This window comes from Granulicella pectinivorans, from assembly GCF_900114625.1.
Taxonomy (GTDB): Bacteria; Acidobacteriota; Terriglobia; order Terriglobales; family Acidobacteriaceae; genus Edaphobacter; species Edaphobacter pectinivorans.
Window position 1 is genome coordinate 1908563 of the sequence record NZ_FOZL01000001.1, and the last position, 20332, is coordinate 1928894.

15 protein-coding genes and 1 tRNA gene are annotated in these 20332 nt (G+C 61.3%); 11 read left to right on the forward strand and 5 right to left on the reverse strand.

Annotated features, from left to right (window positions below):
* The first annotated feature begins 53 nt into the window (after positions 1-53).
* The 5 genes from BM400_RS07715 (at position 54) to BM400_RS07735 (ending at position 7828) form a co-directional block, all read left to right on the forward strand.
* Positions 54-130 (forward strand) — tRNA-Met (locus BM400_RS07715).
* A gap of 258 nt (positions 131-388) precedes the next feature.
* A complete protein-coding gene (locus tag BM400_RS07720; RefSeq protein WP_245781744.1) occupies positions 389-2182 on the forward strand; it encodes an APC family permease in 1794 nt (597 codons plus the stop codon).
* 178 nt (positions 2183-2360) lie between these two features.
* Positions 2361-3701: an argininosuccinate synthase gene (gene argG, locus BM400_RS07725; protein WP_089838177.1), complete on the forward strand. Its 1341-nt coding sequence runs from the start codon at positions 2361-2363 to the stop codon at positions 3699-3701.
* A gap of 206 nt (positions 3702-3907) precedes the next feature.
* The gene (locus BM400_RS07730; RefSeq protein ID WP_089838179.1) at positions 3908-5137 is read left to right on the forward strand and encodes a S41 family peptidase; all 1230 of its coding nucleotides are present in this window, start codon (positions 3908-3910) and stop codon (positions 5135-5137) included.
* 171 nt (positions 5138-5308) lie between these two features.
* Positions 5309-7828, forward strand: coding sequence for a penicillin-binding protein 1A (locus BM400_RS07735; protein WP_425432388.1), 2520 nt, complete (start codon positions 5309-5311; stop codon positions 7826-7828).
* Between the two features lie 15 nt (positions 7829-7843).
* On the opposite strand, the gene ribF is transcribed toward BM400_RS07735, so the two are convergent.
* From ribF to ygfZ, 4 genes are read right to left on the reverse strand one after another with little or no spacing between them, the layout of a single operon-like run.
* The gene (gene ribF, locus BM400_RS07740; RefSeq protein WP_089838181.1) at positions 7844-8782 is read right to left on the reverse strand and encodes a bifunctional riboflavin kinase/FMN adenylyltransferase; all 939 of its coding nucleotides are present in this window, start codon (positions 8780-8782) and stop codon (positions 7844-7846) included.
* Positions 8779-9591 (reverse strand): MBL fold metallo-hydrolase, encoded by an 813-nt coding sequence (locus tag BM400_RS07745; RefSeq protein WP_342714566.1) that lies wholly within the window; start codon positions 9589-9591, stop codon positions 8779-8781. The genes ribF and BM400_RS07745 overlap by 4 nt, the downstream gene beginning before the upstream one ends.
* Entirely contained in the window at positions 9581-10225 is a 645-nt protein-coding gene (locus tag BM400_RS07750) for a DUF1844 domain-containing protein (protein ID WP_089838186.1), read from the reverse strand. Before BM400_RS07750 ends, BM400_RS07745 begins: the two co-directional genes overlap by 11 nt.
* A gap of 28 nt (positions 10226-10253) precedes the next feature.
* A complete protein-coding gene (gene ygfZ, locus BM400_RS07755) occupies positions 10254-11219 on the reverse strand; it encodes a CAF17-like 4Fe-4S cluster assembly/insertion protein YgfZ (RefSeq protein WP_089838188.1) in 966 nt (321 codons plus the stop codon).
* A 93-nt stretch (positions 11220-11312) separates the two neighbouring features.
* Between ygfZ and BM400_RS07760 the strand changes: the two genes are divergently transcribed.
* The 6 genes from BM400_RS07760 (at position 11313) to BM400_RS07785 (ending at position 19212) form a co-directional block, all read left to right on the forward strand.
* Entirely contained in the window at positions 11313-12806 is a 1494-nt protein-coding gene (locus BM400_RS07760) for a hypothetical protein (protein ID WP_089838190.1), read from the forward strand.
* A gap of 21 nt (positions 12807-12827) precedes the next feature.
* Entirely contained in the window at positions 12828-13691 is an 864-nt protein-coding gene (gene mtnP / locus BM400_RS07765; RefSeq protein WP_089838192.1) for an S-methyl-5'-thioadenosine phosphorylase, read from the forward strand.
* An 84-nt stretch (positions 13692-13775) separates the two neighbouring features.
* A complete protein-coding gene (locus BM400_RS07770; protein ID WP_089838195.1) occupies positions 13776-14720 on the forward strand; it encodes a PfkB family carbohydrate kinase in 945 nt (314 codons plus the stop codon).
* A gap of 38 nt (positions 14721-14758) precedes the next feature.
* Entirely contained in the window at positions 14759-16510 is a 1752-nt protein-coding gene (locus BM400_RS07775; RefSeq protein ID WP_089838197.1) for an ArnT family glycosyltransferase, read from the forward strand.
* 45 nt (positions 16511-16555) lie between these two features.
* Complete coding sequence (locus tag BM400_RS07780; RefSeq protein WP_089838199.1) at positions 16556-18433, forward strand: adenine deaminase; 1878 nt, start codon at positions 16556-16558, stop codon at positions 18431-18433.
* 32 nt (positions 18434-18465) lie between these two features.
* Entirely contained in the window at positions 18466-19212 is a 747-nt protein-coding gene (locus BM400_RS07785; RefSeq protein WP_089838202.1) for a glutamine amidotransferase, read from the forward strand.
* Positions 19213-19223: 11 nt separating this feature from the next.
* On the opposite strand, the gene BM400_RS07790 is transcribed toward BM400_RS07785, so the two are convergent.
* Positions 19224-20261, reverse strand: coding sequence for a LacI family DNA-binding transcriptional regulator (locus BM400_RS07790; RefSeq protein ID WP_245781745.1), 1038 nt, complete (start codon positions 20259-20261; stop codon positions 19224-19226).
* Positions 20262-20332 lie beyond the last annotated feature (71 nt).

The following is a 20332-nucleotide window of genomic DNA, read 5'->3' on the forward strand; positions in this document are numbered from 1 at the left end:
GCGGCTTGCAGTCAAAGCTCCCTGCGAAGCTCCTTGATGTTCCACCAACACCAGGCGGTGTAGCTCAGATGGTTAGAGCGACGGACTCATAACCCGTAGGTCACTGGTTCGATTCCAGTCACCGCCACCAATAACTTTCATTGATGTCGTCCATGCTGATTCATTCCTGGATTGCGCTGGGCACTGGATCGGGTGGCAGCAGGAGTAAGCTTGTAACGGCGTAAAGATTCCACTCCGATTGCTGAAGCTGCTCCCGGAGCCAGAATCCGGATCAGCCGGGAAGAGACTGTTGACCAGGAACTCCTTTGCCGATTGGCTGCTCTCCGATATACGGCTCCCCAAAGGGGTGCACAGCGCGCCCGAACCTGTTCACCCATGGTGGCGTGTGATGTGCCTGACGGGCGTCGATTACTTTTCGACACTGGGGTATCAGCCGGGTATTGCGTTTCTTGCGGCTGGGGTTCTGTCTCCGATTGCGACTTTTGTGCTTGTGCTGGTCACGCTGTTTGCGGCTTTGCCGCTGTACAGCCGTGTAGCTGGCGTCAGTCCGAATGGGCAGGGCTCCATCGCGATGCTGGAGAAGCTGTTTCCGAAGTGGGGTGGGAAGGCTTTCGTCCTTATTCTGCTTGGATTTGCATCGACCGATTTCATCATTACGATGACGCTCTCGGCCGCCGATGCGGCTGCACACTTTATTCATAATCCGTACGCGCCGCACTGGCTTTCGAGCCAGATGCTGGTGACGCTCCTTTTGCTTGCGCTGCTGAGCGCGATCTTCCTGAAGGGCTTCAAGGAGGCGATCGGGATCGCGGTGGTGCTGGTGGGTGTGTACCTAGCGCTGAACGCCGTTGTGACCGTGGTGGCGCTCGACGCGCTATTCCACCATCCGGAGGCTCTTCCAGCCTGGAAGCATGCGGTGTTTGCCCAGCACACCAACGTGCTGGGCATGTTCGGGATGGCGTTGCTGCTCTTTCCGAAGCTGGCGTTGGGGCTTTCGGGTTTTGAGACCGGGGTCGCGGTGATGCCGTTGATTGCTGGCAACGATATCAAGGAGAGGGTGCGCAATACGCGGAAGCTGCTCTCGACCGCGGCCATCGTGATGAGCGTCTTCCTGATGTCGACGAGCATTGTGACGACCATGCTGATCCCGGCGAAGGCGTTCGCCGAGGGGGGCGAGGCCAATGGGCGTGCGATGGCCTACCTTGCCCATCAATATCTGGGGAACGGCTTTGGCACGCTGTACGACATCTCGACCATCCTGATTCTTGCCTTCGCCGGTGCGTCCGCGATGGCTGGGCTGCTGAATCTGATTCCGCGTTACCTACCCCGGTTTGGCATGGCGCCGGAGTGGGCCCTGGCTTCGCGTCCGCTGGTGCTGGTGTTCATGGCCACGGCGATCTTTGTGACGATCGCCTTCCACGCCGATGTGGACGCGCAAGGCGGAGCCTATGCCACGGGCGTGCTGGTGCTGATTACGTCCGCTGCGTTCGCGGTGACGTTGCATGTCTGGGCCAACAAGGTGCTGCGTGTTGCGTTTGTGCTGATCACGGCTATTTTTGTCTACACGACGGGGCTGAACATCTATGAGAGGCCGGAAGGAATCAAGATCTCCTCGTTCTTCATCCTGGCGATTATTCTGACTTCAATTCTTTCGCGGGCGTTGCGCTCGACGGAGCTGCGGATCTCCAAGGTCATTCTCCTGCCTGCGGCGGTGGCGCTGCTGGGGGACGATGAGGACCAGACGATCCGGCTGATTGCGCGCAGCCCCAAGGATGAGGACGATAAACACTGCATCCGGGAGCTGGATGCGCTGGACGCGTTCGTTCGGGAGCGCTACGGGATGGATCCTACGGAGTGTCTCTACTTTCTGGAGGTGGATAGGACGGATGCCTCGGAGTTTGAACATAGTTTGTCCATCGATGGGCGTCAGGTGGGGTCGCACCGGATTCTCTGTGCGAGCAGCCCGGTTGTGGCGAACTCGATTGCCGCTCTGCTGATCCACTTGGAGAAGCAGACGGGACGTACGCCGCATGCCTATTTCAAGTGGAAGGAGGGTAATCCGGTGATGAATGTCATTCGGTTTATCTTTCTGGGCGAGGGCGATACGGCTCCGCTGACGCATGAGGTGCTGCGGAGGGCGATCAAGAATCCCAGCCGGCGACCGATTATTCACGTCAGCTAAAGAAAAGTGCGCCCTGCCCTGTGGCGGTCACTGCGTGACTTGTATACCGATGTTGCCGACTCAAAGCATGCTGGGTCTTCCGTTGGCCGGCGTAGACCTTTGTTACGGGGCGGTGACCGGTGCGGGGATGTAAAATTGGGTCTGAAAGTTGTGATTTTTCTGAGGTTCTTACCACACTATGTCCACCATTCTTGAGCATCTGCCCGCGGGGCAGAAAGTCGGTATCGCGTTTTCGGGAGGGCTGGACACCAGCGCCGCCCTCCACTGGATGAAGCAGAAGGGCGCGGTGCCGTATGCGTATACGGCCAACCTGGGCCAGCCGGACGAGAGCGACTACGACGAGATTCCGCGCAAGGCGATGGAGTATGGAGCGGAAAAGGCGCGGCTGATCGACTGCCGGGAACCGTTGGTGAGGGAAGGGCTCGCTGCACTCCAGTCCGGGGCGTTTCATATTACGACCGCTGGTGTGACGTACTTCAATACGACTCCCATTGGGCGGGCTGTGACCGGCACGATGCTGGTGACGGCGATGAAGGAAGATGGCGTCAACATCTGGGGCGATGGCAGCACATACAAAGGCAACGATATCGAGCGGTTCTACCGGTATGGATTGCTGGTGAATCCGGAGCTGAAGGTCTACAAGCCGTGGCTGGACCAGATGTTTATCGATGAACTCGGCGGTCGCGCGGAGATGTCCGCGTTTATGACCAAGGCCGGGTTTGGGTACAAGATGTCGGCCGAGAAGGCGTATTCGACGGACTCGAATATCCTGGGCGCTACGCATGAGGCGAAGGACCTGGAGCACCTGAACAGCAGCATGAAGATCGTGGTGCCGATCATGGGCGTGGCGTTCTGGAAGGACGATGTCGAGGTCCAGCGCGAGGAGATCACGGTCCGGTTCGAAGAGGGCTGGCCGGTGGCGCTGAACGGCGTGGAGTACTCCGATATCGTCGAGCTGATGCTGGAGGCCAACCGGATTGGCGGGCGGCATGGTTTGGGTATGAGTGACCAGATCGAGAACCGGATTATCGAAGCGAAGAGCCGCGGCATCTATGAGTCGCCGGGGCTGGCGCTGTTGTATATCGCGTATGAGCGTTTGATTACGGGCATTCATAACGAGGACACGATTGAGCAGTATCGGGAGAATGGCCGCAAGCTGGGGCGTTTGCTGTACCAGGGCCGCTGGTTCGATCCGCAGGCGATCATGCTGCGGGAGGCCGCGCAGCGGTGGGTGGCGAAGCCGGTCACCGGGACGGTGACGGTCGAGCTGCGGCGGGGGAACGATTACTCGATTCTGAACACGGAGTCCGATAACCTCACGTTCAAGCCGGAGCGGCTGACGATGGAGAAGGGTGAGTCGACGTTCTCACCGCGGGACCGGATCGGGCAGTTGACGATGCGGAATCTGGATATTCAGGACACGCGGGAAAAGCTGCTGACCTACGCCAAGAGTGGATTGATGACGCTGAGCTCGGGGGCGACTATGCCGCAGCTCAAGTCAGGGACGGACAAAGACTAAAAAGCGCCCTGCGCGGGCGGCGGTCACTTCGTGACGCGTATACCGGTGGTGCCGACTCAAAATGTGCTGGTCCTCGCGTTGCTCGGGAATTGGCTTCCTGTCGACGCGGGACCAGCGGCGCCGCTTTGGCGTATGATTTCGCTATCGGACGCTTGCGGCTCGCGTCTAACGAAGACTTGTCTGTGCGTCCAGGGAGCTGCCCACCTATGCCGAAGAGTTCGAAGATTCTCCTTCTTGCCGTTTCCGTTGCGCTTGTCCTGACGATCTTTCTGGGAGTGAACTCCTCGGGGGTGTCGGCGGCTACGGAGCCCCAGGATGGCGCTTACCGGCAGATTAACGTGTACTCCGAGGTTCTGCGGCATATCCAGTCGGACTATGTCGTGACGCCGAATATCGACGCGGTGACGAATGGCGCGCTGCGCGGGCTGCTGGAGTCGCTGGATTCGGATTCGAGCTACCTGACGGCGGACGATTACAAGGCTTACAAGGCGAATACGGCCAAGGCGCAGGTGGGGATCAACGTCTCCAAGCGCTACGGCTATGCGACGGTCGTCTCGGTGGTTCCGGGCAGCCCGGCGGATAAGGCCAACATCAATGATGGCGACATTCTGGAGGCGATCGGCACGCAGGACACGCGGGATATGTCGCTGGCGATGATTCAGACGCTGCTGATGGGCGCTCCGGGGAGCGAACTTTCGGTTTCAGTGGTCAGGCCGCGCGGTAAGCAGACACCGGAAAAGATTACGATGTCGCGACTGGTTGTTTCCGTGCCGGCGACCTCGGAGACGATGTATGAGAACTCGTCGATTCTGTACCTTAAGCCGGGGATTCTGGATCACGAGCATGTACAGCAGATCGAAGCCAAGCTGAAGGGCATGAACAAGGCCGGGAACAAGAAGGTTCTGTTGGATCTGCGTGAGGTTGCCGCGGGCGACAACGCCGAGGCTGCTCGTTTGACGAACTTCTTTTTAAAGTCGGGCACGATCGCCACGCTGGTGGGCCAGAAGATTACGACGCAGTTGATGGCGGCGGATGCGAACAAGGTGATTGCTCCGACGGCTCCGCTGGCGGTGCTGGTAAACCATGGCACGGCCGGTCCGGCGGAGCTGGTGGCGGCTGCGCTGCTGGATAACAAGCGGGCGGACGTGATTGGCGAGAAGACCTTTGGCGCAGGTGCGCAGACGAAGACGTTCGAGCTGCCGGATGGCGCGGCGCTGATTCTTTCGGTCGGCAAGTACCAGACGCCGGCGGGCAAGAAGATTGAGGACGAGGGGGTGACTCCTGGGCTGATGGTCGCTTCGGCGGCGGATGACCTTCCCGTAGTGGATGACGATGGGGATGGCACAGCTGCTCCGGCACCGGCGACGCCCAAGGCTTCGCAGTCGGATGAGCAGTTGAAGAAGGCGATCGATGTGCTGAAGGCCAAGGCCGCCTGAGTCTGTGGTGCGTTGACTTCTGAAGGGTCCGGGCTTCGGCTTGGACCTTTTGGCGTCTGCGGGGATGACAACCAAATTGGCGGTAAAGGCCTCAGATGAGAGGAACCCTTCAGTTTGCCTGGACGCGGCCTGTAGGAATCGCCATGCTATGGTGAAGAGGCAGTGCAGACCATGTTTCCCGCATCTTCCGAGAACGACTCCTTCGAGAGTCCCGATCCCGAGCCGGAAAACCGGTTCGTCGCGTTTATGCGGCGTGCCTGGGCTCTGCTGCGGCACCTGATCCTCAATTTCAGCTTCCATGGACCACAGTTCAAAAGCCGCCGGATTGCGCGGCGGATGGGCTTTTTCGCGCTGCTCGGCATCTCGGCGCTGGTTGGAATTATGGCCGGGCTGACGTTTGTGTACTCGATCGACCTGCCGCAGATGGAAGATCTTGCGCACTACCGGCCGAATACGACGACCGAACTGCTGGATGTGCATGGCAAGGTGTTTGGGTCGTTTGCGCTGGAGCGGCGTGTGGTGGTCAGGTACAGCGACTTTCCGCCTGCGCTGCGGCAAGCGATCATCTCCATTGAAGACAAGAGCTTCCAGCGCAACTGGGGCGTGAACCTGATCCGTGCGTTCGGTGCGGCGTACAAGGATCTGCATACGCATACGCGGGCGCAGGGCTCGTCGACGCTGACGATGCAGTTGGCGCGCAACCTGTTTCTCTCGTCGCAGAAGACGTATGGACGCAAGCTGCAGGAGATCTTCCTGTCGGTGCAGATCGAGCGGCGGTTTACGAAGTCTCAGATCTTCGAGATGTATGCGAACCAGATCTATCTGGGGCATGGGACGTATGGTTTTGAGGCCGGCGCGGAGTTCTACTTCTCGAAGCGGGCGAAGGACCTGACGCTGCAGGAGTGCGCTCTGTTGGCCGGTCTGCCGAAGGGGCCGGAGTATTATTCGCCAATCCGTCATCCGGAGAGGGCGATGCGGCGGCGGAACCTGGTGTTGAACGAGATGCTGGAGGACGGCAAGATTACGCTGGACCAGGCGAATGCCGCGAAGGCCGCGCCGCTTGGTCTGCATATCGAGACACCGCCGAACTCGGTGGCGCCGTACTTCGTGGAGGAGGTGCGGCGGCAGTTGGAGAAAGAGTACGGGGCGGACCTGGTACATGGCGCCGGGCTGAAGGTGTACACGACGCTCGACCTAGACCTGCAGAAGGTGGCGAACAAGGCCGTGATGGAGGGGACCGCGGCGTATGAGCGGCGTCATGGCTGGAAGGGCCGGCTGGCGAATGTGCTGTCTTCCGGGCAGGATCTGGATACGTACCGGCACCCGGACTGGGCGCAGACGCCCGAGCCGGGATCGTACGTCCATGCGCTGGTGATGTCCGCGACGCCGGCGAAGGTGATGCTGAAGATCGGGGCCAGGAACACCGAGATGGTGCCCGGCGATTGGACGTGGACGCAGGCCGTGAAGGCCAACAGCATTCTGAAGACGGGCGATGTGGCGTACGTGCGGGTGGAGCCGGCTCCGCTGCCGGACGGAAATCTGCATGTGAAGCTGGAGCAGGATACGGGCGCGCAGGCCTCGATGATGGCGGTCGATAATGCCAACGGCGAGGTGCTGGCGATGGTGGGCGGCAGGGACTTTGCGCTGTCGCAGTTCAACCGCGCCACGCAGGCACAGAGGCAGGTGGGATCGTCGTTCAAGCCATACGTGTACACCGCAGCGGTGGAGGCGGGAACGAAGCCGACGGACAATATCGTGGATGGCCCGGTCACCTTTCCAACGCCGAACGGGCCCTATACCCCGCATAACTATGAGCCCGACTATAAGGGCAACATGAGTATCCTGGCGGCGTTCGAGGAGTCGCGAAACATTCCGGCGCTGAAGCTGGCGGCGAAGGTGGGGATCACGAAGGTGATCGAGGTGGCGCACCGGTTTGGGCTGACGAGCAATATTCCGGCGTTTCTGCCGATCGCGCTGGGCGCGGCGGACATCACTTTATTCGAGCAGGTGGGCGCGTATACGGTTTTTCCGAACGACGGTGTGAGGATTCAGCCGCACTTTATCCGCAAGGTGACGCAGGCGGATGGACAGCCGCTCGAGGACAAGCTCCCCGAGGTGAAGGAAGTAATCTCCGTCGAGACGGCTCGCACGATGATGACGCTGTTGCAGGGTGTGGTGAAGGCGGGAACGGGCGCAGCGGCTTCGTCGCTGAAACATCCTCTGGGCGGCAAGACGGGAACGACGAATGACTACACGGATGCGTGGTTTATTGGATTTTCTCCATCGGTGACGTGCGGGACGTGGATCGGGTTTGACGACCGGACGTCGTTGGGGTCGAAGGAGACGGGCGCGAAGGCAGCGTTGCCGATGTGGATGGACTTCATGCGGGCGGCGATCGCGGATAAGCCGAATGAGACGTTCCCGAGTGCGACGGCTCCGAAGAAGGTGCTGGATGTGCCGATGACGCCTGCAGCTGCTCCGGTCAAGGCACCGGCGGATACGGATGTGGACCCGGATGCGGATGCACCCGATCCGGATGCGCCGAAGCCTGTGCCGGCACCGAAGACCGTTCCGTTGCCGGATGCTCCTGTGGCGGCTCCTGCTCCTGTGGTGCGGCAGACGCCTGTGGCGAAGCCGGTGACTCCTCCGGCAAGTGAGACGCATGGCGTCTCTCATCCGCCTCAGGATTAGTCTTCTCCTGTCCTCTTAGAGGCCAGCGAGGGAGAAGAAGCGTTGGGCGCGTTTTACGTCCAGGCCGATTTGCGCCTTGAGCGCTTCGGGGCTGGGCCACTTCTTTTCGCCGCGTAGGAACTTGTAGAACGCCAGGCACAGGGGTGTGTCTGGCTGCAGGTCCAACGGGTGAAAGTTCAAGAGGTAGCTTTCGACGGCAAAGGAGTCCTCGCCGAAGGTGGGACGGTTCCCCACGTTGGTGACAGCGCGGAAGGGCTCTCCCGCCACGGTGAGGACGGTCGCGTAGACGCCATGAGCGGGGAGCAGTTCGGCGTAGGGGGCCAGGTTGATTGTGGGCACGGCGTATTTGGTGCCGAAGCCGCGTCCGTGGGCTGGGGTGGAATCGACGGCAAAGGGGCGGCTCAGGAGAGCGCGGGCCTGGTTCATCTCGCCGGCCGCGATCAGGGTGCGGATGCGGCTGGAAGAGACGGGACCGCCGCGAAGGGCTCTCGGTGCGTAGCACTTTACGGCGAAGTGCAGTTCGCGTCCGAGGATTTCGAGGCCGTCGATGCCTGCCTCGGCGTTGAAGCCGAAGCGGAAATTCTCCCCCTCGTGGACCTCAATGGCTTGTGCTGCTCCGGCGAGGATCTCAGCGGCGAAGGAGCGGGCCGACATGTGGGAGAGTTCGGCGTTGAAGGGCAGAACGAGGGTGGCGTCGATGCCGGTCTCGGCCATCAGTTCGAGCTTGCGCTTCAGCGGCGTGATGAGCTTGAAGTTGGATCCGGGCCGGAGGAACTTGACCGGATGAGGCTCGAAGGTGATGGCAAGGGAAGAGACGCCGAGAGCGCGGGCGCGCGTCGTCACTTCGTCGATGACCATGCGATGGCCACGGTGTACGCCGTCGAAGTTGCCGATGGTTGCGACGACGGGGCCGAAGCCGGTGGGGAGCTCGTAGATGCCGCGGTAGATCTTCACGCGCAGCCCTCGAGGTCGGTGATGTCGAAGTCGATCTTGAGGCCGTCGTAGGCCATGTGCACGCCGGAGGGAAGCTCGGCTTCGGTCACGGCGTGGTCCAGGTCGTGACCGATGTGGGTGAAGAAGGCGCGTTTGGGCTTCAGCTTTTCGACGATGGCGATGGAGTTGGCGAGATGCGAGTGGCTGGGGTGAGGCTCGCGCCGGAGTGCGTCGAGGATGAGGACGTCGAGGCCCTGGAGGAGGCCCATGGCGGTTTCGGTCAGGGTGCTCATGTCGGTAAGGTAGGCCGCGGAGCCGAAGCGGTAGCCGGTGATTTCCTGGCGGCCGTGGGTGACGGGGATACGGCGGAAACAGGCACCGAAGAGAGGTGTGGGGGCACCGGGTTTCTCGTCGATGCGGTGGAGCTTGACGCGGGCGCTGGTGGGGTAGCGGTTGGTGGTACGGAAGGTATAGTCGAAGACGCGCTCGATGGCGTCGGCGGTGGGGTTGTCGGCGTAGAGGGGGAGGAATTCGGGGTTTTTGAAGCTGAGGGGACGCAGATCGTCCATTCCGAGTATGTGGTCGGCATGGGAGTGCGTGTAGAGAACGGCGTCCAGCCGGGTAATTCCTTCGCGAAGAGCCTGTGCATGGAAGTCCGGGCCGGTGTCGATCAAGACGATGTGGCCGTCGTACGCGATCATGACCGATGGGCGGGTGCGGCGGTTGTGCGGGTCTGAAGAGTTGCAGACTGCACAGCCGCAGCCCAGCGTCGGCACGCCCATGGACGTGCCGCTGCCGAGGAACGTCAGTGTGGCAGGCTTAGCGGACAATGCTGGGCCGGCCACCCGGCGTGGGAGCTCCGAAAGGGGCGCCCGGCTGCTGGGCCTGCTGCTGCTTGGCGGCTGCGGAGCGGGCGAGGGCCTGGGTGATCTCGAGGAAGGCGACCTGAAGCTCGAAAGTAGCGCGTTCGATGAGAGCAGTTTCGGCCTCGGTGCGGTTGCCCTCGGATTTGGTCTTGAGAACGTCGAGCATCTCGATGGACTGCTGGGCTCCCATGAGGTCGACCTGTGGCTGCTGGCCCTCGGGGGTGCCTCCACCAAGCTGCATGATGGCGGACATGTAGACGGACTGGATGACGCCGTCGAAGCTCATGGCGGGCGGGTGGTCCATGCCGGGGTTCGCGGATCGGATGGCGATGGAGAGGCGCTCGGCTGTCTGGGTGTAGGCCAGGCGGGCGTGCTCCATCTGCTCGGCATCGGGGCCCTGAGGGAGCTCCTGCTCCTCGTCCTGAGCATTAAGCGTGGGCTCTTCGGACTCAGGTGCGGCGACGGCCACTGGTTCGGGGACCTGCTCGATGGCGCGCGAGGGTTTTTCGGGGGAGGGGTCGGCGTCGGGGCGGAGTTCGCCGTCCATGGTGTGGCGGCGGCGGTCGGTGACGACGAAGGGCTTGGGCTGATCGGCCATTGGTTCTCTCTTTCGGTGCTTTGGAACTTTAAGATGCTTTGGGGGAGGCGGTGGGTGCGGCGCGGCCACCAGCGTAGAGGATAGCGGCGTTGCGCTCGACGAACTCGCGGCGGACGAAGCCGAGGCCGATGAGGCCGTGGCCCGGGACGTCGCCGGTGCTGGTGAGTTCGCCGACGACTTTACCGTCCACTTCGAGCGGCGTGCCGGGGGCGGGTAGGGTGCCTTCGAGGCGGAAGGCTTGAAAACTGCGATGAACGGCACCACGGGAGCGGATGCGCTCGACGATCTCCTGGCCAAGGTAGCAGCCCTTGGCGAAGTGCAGGGCGCGGGTCTGGTTGGTCTCCTGTGGTAGGTCCTTGTCGCGAATATCGGTGCCGTATTTCGGCGTGACTTCGAGGAGCCGGAGGGATTCGACGGCCTCCGCCGAGACGGGGCCTCCGTCCTCAACCTGGGCCGCGGCGGCAAGCAGGGGGAGGATACGGGAGATGGTCAGCTCGTCGGCCCAGATCTCGAAGCGGGGGACGAGCGGGCTGTAGGTGCCGATGATGTCAATGACGACGCCGTCGGAGAGGGTCTGAAGGCGCTGGCCGGGAAGCGGTACGTGGTGACCGGAGATTTCAAGGACCTTGAGGGCCTTTGGCCCGGCAAGACCGATTCCTACGCGTCCAAGTGAAACGTCGGCGAGCTCCACGTCGTCCATGATGATGAACTTGTCGAGGAGGGTCATCAGCGCAGGCACCTGGGTGCGGGCGGTTTCGAGCATCAGGGCGTCGGCTTCGGCGTAGGTGTTGAGGTCACCCTGGATGCGTCCCTGGGCGTTGAGCGCGAAGCTATAGTTGCCGTGACCGGGCTTGAGGTCCTGGATGGAGTTGGTCACCATCCCGTTGAGCCAGCGAACACGGTCTTCGCCGGTGATGCGGATCCAGCCGAGATCGTCGAGGGACCAGACGCCAGCGGCCTCCAACAGGTACCGAACTTCATGGGAAAGGTTCATAGCCACCAAACGTCAAAGTACACTGTAATGATAGCAATCACGGAGGCCCACACGGTGGCATTGCCCGCAGTACCCGGCTTAGGGCCGGTCCGAATGAGACGATTTGCCGCCGCTTTCTTTGCCGCCGCAGTTTTTTCCCTCTCCGCTCCAGCACAGAAGGCGGATACGCCACAGGCCCCGCTGACCAGGGAGCAGGCGAAGGCGCTGCTTGCCTCGGTGGACGAAATTCTGGACTTCGTGAGCAAAGATACGAAGCTGCCGATCACGCATCCGGTGAAACGGAAGCTGGTGTCGCGGGCCGAGGTGACGAAGTATCTGCAGAAGAAGTTCGATGAAGACGAAGCGACCAAACGAATGGAGCACGGCGAGATTGTGCTGAAGAAGTTCGGTCTGCTGGAGCGGGACTTTCAGTTGCGGCCGTTCCTGATCCGTCTGCTGACCGAGCAGATTGCGGGATTCTATGACGAGAAGACGAAGACCGTGAACCTGCTGGACTATGTGGCGCCCGACGAGCAGAAGCCGGTGCTGGCGCATGAGCTGACGCACGCTCTGCAGGACATGAAGGTGGACCTGGTGACATGGTCGGACCTGACGCCGGATGCTCCGCCGAAGACGATGCTCGAGGACAACCAGAGGCTGGCCGTCGATGAATCGGGCGCGGCGCGGGAGTCGGTGACGGAGGGCCAGGCGATGGTCACGTTCATCGACTATTCGCTGAAGCCGACGGGGAAGACGCTGGCGGACGCACCCGAGATGGGCGAGCGGCTGAAGGATACTGTGGCGGACAATGCGGACTCGCCGGTGATGGCGCGGGCTCCTCTGTTGCTGCAGCAGACGCTGATGTTCCCTTACTCCGCGGGTCTGGCGTTTGAGGCTGCGGTGCTGGCCAAGGGTGGGCGCGAGGCGGCGTTTGCCGGGACACTGGCGAATCCGCCGAGTTCGACGTTTGAGGTCATTCATCCGCAGGCGTACCTGAGCCATGCCGCGGTGCCGATGCTGCGCCTGCCGGACCTGAGGCCCATGCTCGCGCCGGACTATAGCTTCTACGACATTGGCGTGATGGGCGAGCTGGATGTGCGTATTTTGACCGAGCTCTTCGGGGGACGGCAGATTGCGGATGCCCTCTCGACGCAGTGGTACGGAGGCATGTACTACGCGGCGCAGAGGAACGATGCGGCGGATAAGCAGTCGCCTGCTTCGATCGCGTTGTTGTACGTCTCGCGGTGGCAGAACGAGGATTCGGCGCGGTCGTTTCTCCGGGTGTATGCGGGGCAACTGGCGCGGAAGTACTCCGGGCTGAAGAGGCGTGAGAAGGATGAAGCGGATGACTCGGAGCAGGTATACACGACGACCGAAGGCGACGTGCTGCTGACGATTCAGGGCAACACGGTTTTTACATTTGAGGGCTTTCCGCTCGCGAAGGCAAGGGCGATGCGGGACGCGATCGGTGAGGTGCAGTCGAGCGGACCGATCATGCAGGCTCAGGAGCCTGTGCACGATCTGACACATTCGCTCACGCATCTGGGGGCTTCCTTCGGGATGCTGCGGTCGGAGGAACGGTATACTTCACAAGGCTTACAGCGCTAGTCGCTACGAAGGAGATGGCACGTGCATACGGCAGAGATTGGAATCATCGGAGGCAGCGGGCTTTACTCGATGCCTGGGCTTACCGGCATTGAAGAAGTTGCCATTGAGACACCGTTTGGAGCACCGAGCGACCCGCTGGTGTTGGGCACCCTCGAAGGGCGCAAAGTTGCGTTTCTGGCGCGGCACGGCAAGGGACACCGCATTCTGCCGTCGGAGCTGAACTTCAAAGCGAACATCTACGCGCTGAAGTCACTGGGCGTGACGAGCATTCTTTCGGTGTCGGCCGTTGGGTCGCTGAAGGAGGAGCATAAGCCGACGGATTTTGTCATTCCCGACCAGTTCATCGACCGCACGTTCGCAAGGAGCGCTACGTTCTTTGGGGACGGCATCGTGGGGCATGTTGGGTTTGGTGATCCGGTGTGTCCGCTGGTCGTCGATACGTTTGTGAAGGCGTGCGAAGAGGTGGGGGTCGTCGGTAAGAAGGGCGGCACTTACATCTGCATGGAAGGGCCGCAGTTTTCGACGCGCGCCGAGTCGAACCTGTACCGGAGTTGGGGTGCGGATGTGATCGGCATGACGAATTTGCAGGAGGCAAAGCTGGCTCGCGAGGCCGAGATCAGCTATGCGACGCTGGCGATGGTGACCGACTACGACTGCTGGCGCGAAGGGCATGATGATGTCACGGTCGATCAGGTGATCGCGGTGATGCATCAGAACTCGGAGAACGCGCAGAAGGTGGTGAAGGCGGCGATTCGTCTGCTGCCTACGGACCTGAGCGCTAGCCCTGCGCAGACCGCCGCAAAGTTCGCGATTATGACGGACCGCAGTGTGATTCCGGAGGCCGCGAAGGCCAAGCTGAAGGTGCTGTTCGGGAAGTATCTGTAAGACAGTTGTCAGTTCTAAGTTGCCAGTTGTTAGTAATCGCTAAAACTTAGAACTGACAACGCACAACTTAGAACTGGGGTTTACATGTCGATTCTCGTTGTTGGTTCGGTGGCGTTCGATACATTAGAGACGCCTTCGGGCAAGGCTGAAAAGATTCTTGGCGGTGCTGCGACGTACTTCTCACTCGCCGCGAGCTTCTTTACCGATGTACGCGTCATTGGCGTGGTCGGTGAGGACTTTACCGTCGAGCACGAAGCCGTGATGACGAAGCGTGGCGTCGATACGACCGGCATCGAGCATGCGCCGGGACTTACCTTTCACTGGACAGGCTCTTACTCGGGCAATCTGGCCGAGGCCAAGACGCTGGGTACGGACCTGAACGTGTTCGCTACGTTCTCGCCAAAGATCCCCGCAGCGTATGCGGATTCGGACTACCTGTTCCTCGCGAATATCGACCCGGTGCTGCAGGCCGAGGTACGCAAGGCCATGCCAGGGGTGAAGATGGTGTGCGGCGACACGATGAACTACTGGATCGCCGACCATACGGAGAACCTGAAGTTGGTGCTGAAGGAGCTCGACGTCCTGCTGATCAACGACGGCGAGGCACGGATGTTGTCGGGTGAGACAAACGGCTTCAAGGCGGCGGAGAAGGTGATGAAGCTGGGGCCGAAGTCGGTGGTCGTCAAGCACGGCGAGTATGGCGCAACGGGATACTTCTCGGACCGGGCGTTTCCGCCGATTGCAGGCACTCCAGGTAAGACTCCCGCTCCATTCCGGGCACCTGCGATGCCTCTGGCTGAGGTCGTGGACCCTACGGGAGCTGGTGACTCATTTGCCGGTGGATTCTATGGATACCTGGCTTCGCAGCCGGTGTTCTCGCCCGAGGGGTTTCGGACGGCAATGTTCTATGGCGGCGTCATGGGATCGTTCACGTGCGAGCAGTTCGGCACGAAACGGTTGGAGACGCTGACGAAGGAAGAGATCGACGCGCGGTTCGAGCTCTTCCGCGAGATCTCTCACCTGTCCTAAATCTGGGGATGGGTGGAGGACTAGAATGGAACTTAGATATGGCCCGTCCAAAGTCCTCCACCTCCAAGCCCGCGTCGTACCGCAGCAGTCGCTATAAGCCCGATCCCTTTCCAAACCTGATCCGTCCAGCAACGCGCGAGGAGACGATGCCGGTGGCGCTGGCCGCGACCGTGCTGGCCTTCGTGGCTCTGCTGGTATGTGTGAGCAAAGGCTATCTGTTGTTGTATGGTGATGCCGTTGCGCATCTTGGCATTGCTCGCCGGATCATCGACACGCGCAACCCGGGGCTGGAGCAGTTTGGCGGCGTTTGGCTTCCGCTGCCGCACCTCGTAATGCTGCCCTTCGTGCAGAGAATCGACTGGTGGCAGAATGGCCTGGCGGGCGCATTTCCGTCGATGCTGTTCTACATGCTGGGCGTGGTGGGTTTCTACCGGTTGTGCCGGCGCTTGCTGGTGCCACGTTGGGCGTTTGCGGCGACGTGCTTCTATGCGCTGAATCCGAACCTGCTGTATCTGGCGACGACGGCGATGACCGAGCCGCTGTTTCTGGCGTTGCTTATCTGGATGACGCTGCTGACGCTCGAGACCGTGGCGGCCATTCGCGCCAAGCAGGCGAAGCTCGGCGGAAAGCTCATCGTGATTGGCCTGCTGATTTTGGCGGCGGTCTATACGCGCTACGACGGATGGATCCTGGGCGCGGTTGTATGGCTGATTCTGACATGGCAACTGAGTCGCGACCGCGACCTGCTGCGGCGCAACATGGGCGCGTTCGCGCTGTTCACGCTGATCACCATATTCGGGCCGATCTCGTGGCTGGTCTTCAACGCCCACTACTTTCACGATCCGCTGGACTTCATGCGCGGGCCTTACTCGGCCTATGCTATCGATCTGAGGACCAAGGCTCCGGGCGCGCAGCATCATCGTGGATGGCACAATCCCGGATGGAGTCTGCTGTTCTACACCCGCACCGCGCAGGTGGATTCGACGGCGTGGGAGTTCGGGTTTGTCACGATGACTGCTGCTCTTGCCGGACTAGTGCTGGTGGTGCGGCGGGCTGCGGCGTTCATGCGCGAGGCGGCGATGGTGACGCGCGATGGGGCGTTGCATGGATTGCTGGGCGAGAGCCAGCCGTACGGGCGTGAGGTGCTGATGACGCTCCTGTTGTGGCTGCCTCTGCCGTTTTACATGTATTCCATCTCGTGGGGATCGGTGCCGATTTTTATCCCGAACCTGTGGCCGCATGCGTACTACAATTCGCGCTACGGGATGGAGCTTCTGCCCGCGCTCGCATTGTTTTCCGTGTTTGCGCTAGCTGCGCTTGAGGCTCGACTGACGGCGACGAAGCCGCTTGTTGCTCGTCTGCTGCAGCCGATTACGCTGGCTCTTGTTGCGGTGAGTGCGGTGGTTATGACGTATAAGGTTCCGCTGGTACTCGCAGAGGCGCTGAACAACTCGAAGACGCGCATACCGTTCGAGGAGTCCATCGCGCGTGAGCTGGGCACATTCCAGGCCGGCGTGCCGATCCTGATGTATGAGTCGGATCATGTGGGCGCGCTGCAGATGGCGAAGATTCCGCTGAAGCAGACGATCAATGAGACCGACTACGACAGCTTCCACGCGGCGCTCGCGTCTCCGGCGCAGCATGCGGCGTATGTGGTCGCGATCGGGGATGACCAGGTGGCGAAGGCCGTGGCGGAGCATCCGGAGAACCTGAACGAACTGGTTGTTCTGTGCACGTATGGACAGTCGTGTGCGCGCGTTTACCAGTCGGAGATTTACAAGCCTCAGTAAATGGAAGTTGACAGGGACCGTGTGATTGCATACGGTTGTCATCAAATGAAAGCTTTCATTCAGCAGGCACTTCCTGACGATTTGATCCTGACCGCAGCCTCCGATGTGGCGATTCGGCAGCACCTGACATTGGTCGCGCTGGGCAAACGTCCGGCGGATCTGGCGATTCGCGTGGGACGTCTGCTGGCTGTCCATTCGCGGACCTGGCTTGACGATCAGGAGATTGTCATCAGCGGACGTCGCATCGCGTGGGTCGGACCGGCAGGGACATATCGGGGTGAGGTGCGTGGGCGTGTCGAGTACCCGCATCTGAGCGCTGTGCCTGGGTTTGGGGAGGTACACAAGCACATTGAGAGCACGTACCTGACGCCCGAGTATGAAGCCGCTCTTGTGATTCGGCACGGCAACACGTGGACGTGCGAGGCAAGCCACGAGTTCGCGAATGTGAACGGCGCGAAGAACGCGGAGTTCTGGAGGAAGGCGCGCGAGGCGGGATCGCCGCTGAAGATCTTTCTGCAGCCGGGTTCGGCGGTGCCTCCGACGGCGTATGAGTCGAGCGGCGGGCACTACGGTTACGAGGAGCAGAGCCGCTTTCTGCGTGAGGACATTACTGCGACGGGGCTCGATGAGGTGATGGACTGGCCTGCGGTGTGGGATCCAGCGAACCCCTCGTATCAGCGCATCTGGGGGATGATTGAGGCGACGATCGAGCAGCGCGGTGTGGTCGAGGGGCATGGTTCCGGCCTGCGGGAGAGGCATGAGATCGCGGGGTTTGCGGCGGCGGGTCTGAGTTCGGACCATGAAGTGTGGGAGGCGCAGGAGGTGCTCGACAAGCTTGCCTGCGGGCTGTTTGTCGAGATGCGGTACTTCTGTTTCACGAAGGTTCTGCCAACGTTGATCGAGCAGTTGAAGGACTGGTCGAACGTAGCCTTCACCACGGACGACCGCAGTGCATCGGACACGTTGAGGCTTGGGGCGACGGATCACAATGCGCGGGCTGCGATGGCGCTCGGTCTGGCTCCAGAGATCGCCATTCAGTGCGTGACGCTGCATCCGGCCCGGCATATGCGGATCGATGCATGGGTGGGAAGCATTGCGCCGGGACGGTTTGCGGATATCGTGCTTCTCGACGATGTGAGCACGTTGCACATCGCTGCGGTGTACGCGGATGGCAAGCTCGCTGCCGAGGCGGGAAAGTATGTTGGGCCGCTGCCGAAGATCGCGTGGCCGGGGTGGGCGACGGATACGATTCGCATCGACCGCTCCATGACCGCGGATGACTTTCGTATCGCCGCTGCACCGGGGCGCGAGACGATGCAGGCTGTGGTGATTCGGCCCTTCCACTGGAATGCGGACTTCATGACGTATGAGCTTCCGGTGGCGGATGGCGCGGTCCTGCGCGATACCTCGCGTGGCATTACGAAGTTCGCGATCGTCGACCGTTACCATGGCGACGCGAAGACAGCCTCGATGTTCTGGCTGGGCTGCGGGCCGAAGACGGAGCGTGTTGCCGTTGCGTGCTCGGTGGCACATGATTCACACAACATTTGGGCTGTCGGGTCGTGTGATGAGGCGATGGCGATGGCGGTGAATCATCTGCGCGAGACGGGCGGAGGTTACGCCCTTGTGCGTGACGGCGTCGTCGTGGCGAACGTCAGTTTCGAGATCGGAGGCTTGATGACGGCGCGGCCTGCCGAAGTGCTCGACGCGGAGATGCAGGCGTTCTACGAGGTCGCGAATGAGATCGAATGGATGTACGAGCCGAGCGCGGAGAGCCTCTGGCAGCCGGGGTTTCCGGAGTTCCTGAAGTTCGCGACGTTGACGTGCAGCCCGTGGAGATGGGTGCTGGTAGCGCCGTGCGAACTCGCTCCCCAGGGATTCGTCAATGTGCAGACGGGCGAGACGCACCCGGTCGTCTGGTAAGTGCTTTTGATTGATAACAGGGAAAGGTACCTATGAAGATTTTGATCGCGGGCGAGTCGTGGACGGTACACAGCATTCATCAGAAGGGCTTCGACAGTTTTACAACGACGGAGTATGCGGAGGGAATCGACGCGCTACGGCGTGCGCTCGAGGCGCATGGGCACACGGTCGTCTACCAGCCGGCGCACGTGGCGGCGCGGAGCTTTCCAATGACTGCAGAGGAGCTGGGCGAGTACGATTGCGTGATGCTGAGCGATATCGGGGCCAATACGCTGCTGTTGCATCCGGAGACGTTTTCGAAGTCGAAGGCGCTGCCGAACCGGCTGGAGGCGATCCGCGAGTATGTTGTCGCGGGCGGCGGCCTGGTCATGATTGGCGGGTATATGACCTTCCAGGGGATCGAAGGCAAGGCGCGTTACCAGGGCTCTCCCGTGGAAGATGTGCTACCGGTGAAGATGAGGGCGGGGGACGATCGTGTGGAAGCTCCGCAGGGGCTTGCTCCGCGTGCGGAGATGGACACGCACGCCATGCTGGCAGGGGTAACCGGCGCATGGCCACACCTGCTTGGGCTGAACGCGGTGGAGGCCGCTCCTGAAGCGGAGACGGTCGCGTCTGCGGGTGGGTATCCACTGCTTGTAGCGGGGCGCTTTGGCAAAGGGCGCGGCGTGGCGTTCACATCGGACTGTGCGCCTCATTGGGCTCCACCCGAGTTTGTGGCCTGGGAGCACTATGGGCGGCTTTGGAACCAGATTGCCGGATGGGCTGCTGGAGCGGCGTGATCGGCCGTTCCTCATTTTGTGATTTTTCTGGTTGCTTTTTCTTTGGGAACTTTCGCGACGGACGCCCGTAGCTTCAGCGTTGTGGGCAGCACGTGCGCGCGGCGGGGACTCCCGTCGCCACGGATGCGGTCCGCGATCAACTGCGCGGCGACGGCGCCGAGGTTGTAGCCAGACTGTTCGACGGATGTCAGGGGAGGCGTGACCACTTCGGCGAGGTCGAGGTTGTCGAAGCCGATCACCGATATATCCTCCGGGCACCGCAATCCCATGTCGCGGATCGCGTTCATCGCTCCGAAGGCTAATAGGTCGTTTGCGGCGAAGATCGCGGTCGGGCGCGGGTCCATCTGGAGCAGGAAGCAGGCCTTCTCGTAGCCGCTTTGCTTGTTGAAGTCGCCTTCCTGGATGTACTTCGCAGGCAGCTTGATCTTCGCCTCTTCGAGGGCGTGCCGAAAGCCGGCGACTCGCTCGCCGGAGTTGGTGAGGAGCGAAGGTCCGCTGATCATGGCGAGACGTTTGTGGCCGAGAGAGAGCAGGTACTTCGTTGCGTCGTAGGAACCCTGCTCGTTCATGCTGGTGACGGTGTCGCCGTCCCACTGATGCGGAAGGCGGTCGACGTACACGACATGGGATCCCGCTGCACGATAGGCCTCGGCGAGTTTGGTTGACCCCTTGATATCGGACGTCATGATGATGAGTCCGGAGGGCAGATACGTTTGTAACTCGCGAAGATACGTTTCTTCCTTGGCGAAGTTGTTGTCGGAGTTGCAAAGAAACAGGCGATAGCCGTTGTTGAACGCGGTGTCTTCGGCGCCTTTGACGACGGCAGGGAAGAAGGGGTTCGAAACATCGGAGATGATCATCCCGATGATGTTGGTCTTGTCGCGTCGCAGTCCGCGGGCGAGCTGGTTGGGCTGGTAGCCCAGCGACTCAACGGCGGCCATGACGCGCAGCCGAAGGGGTTCGCTGACGGTTGGGAGGCCGCTGAGGACGTTGGATACGGTGCCGAGAGAGACCCTGGAGAGACGGGCGATCTCTTTCATGTTTGCCATCTGTGCTCTGGACCCCTACTTCATCGAAACGTGTTGACTCCGGCCAGTATAGAGCCTTATGGTTCTATCGG

Excerpts from the sequence above, each read along its gene's own strand:
- BM400_RS07720 (WP_245781744.1), top strand. The coding sequence starts at position 389 with ATGTGCCTGACGGGCGTCGATTACTTTTCGACACTGGGGTATCAGCCG.
- argG (WP_089838177.1), top strand. The coding sequence starts at position 2,361 with ATGTCCACCATTCTTGAGCATCTGCCCGCGGGGCAGAAAGTCGGTATC.
- BM400_RS07730 (WP_089838179.1), top strand. The coding sequence starts at position 3,908 with ATGCCGAAGAGTTCGAAGATTCTCCTTCTTGCCGTTTCCGTTGCGCTT.
- BM400_RS07735 (WP_425432388.1), top strand. The coding sequence starts at position 5,309 with ATGTTTCCCGCATCTTCCGAGAACGACTCCTTCGAGAGTCCCGATCCC.
- BM400_RS07750 (WP_089838186.1), bottom strand. The coding sequence starts at position 10,225 with ATGGCCGATCAGCCCAAGCCCTTCGTCGTCACCGACCGCCGCCGCCAC.
- ygfZ (WP_089838188.1), bottom strand. The coding sequence starts at position 11,219 with ATGAACCTTTCCCATGAAGTTCGGTACCTGTTGGAGGCCGCTGGCGTC.
- BM400_RS07760 (WP_089838190.1), top strand. The coding sequence starts at position 11,313 with ATGAGACGATTTGCCGCCGCTTTCTTTGCCGCCGCAGTTTTTTCCCTC.
- BM400_RS07770 (WP_089838195.1), top strand. The coding sequence starts at position 13,776 with ATGTCGATTCTCGTTGTTGGTTCGGTGGCGTTCGATACATTAGAGACG.
- BM400_RS07775 (WP_089838197.1), top strand. The coding sequence starts at position 14,759 with ATGGCCCGTCCAAAGTCCTCCACCTCCAAGCCCGCGTCGTACCGCAGC.
- BM400_RS07780 (WP_089838199.1), top strand. The coding sequence starts at position 16,556 with ATGAAAGCTTTCATTCAGCAGGCACTTCCTGACGATTTGATCCTGACC.
- BM400_RS07785 (WP_089838202.1), top strand. The coding sequence starts at position 18,466 with ATGAAGATTTTGATCGCGGGCGAGTCGTGGACGGTACACAGCATTCAT.
- BM400_RS07790 (WP_245781745.1), bottom strand. The coding sequence starts at position 20,261 with ATGGCAAACATGAAAGAGATCGCCCGTCTCTCCAGGGTCTCTCTCGGC.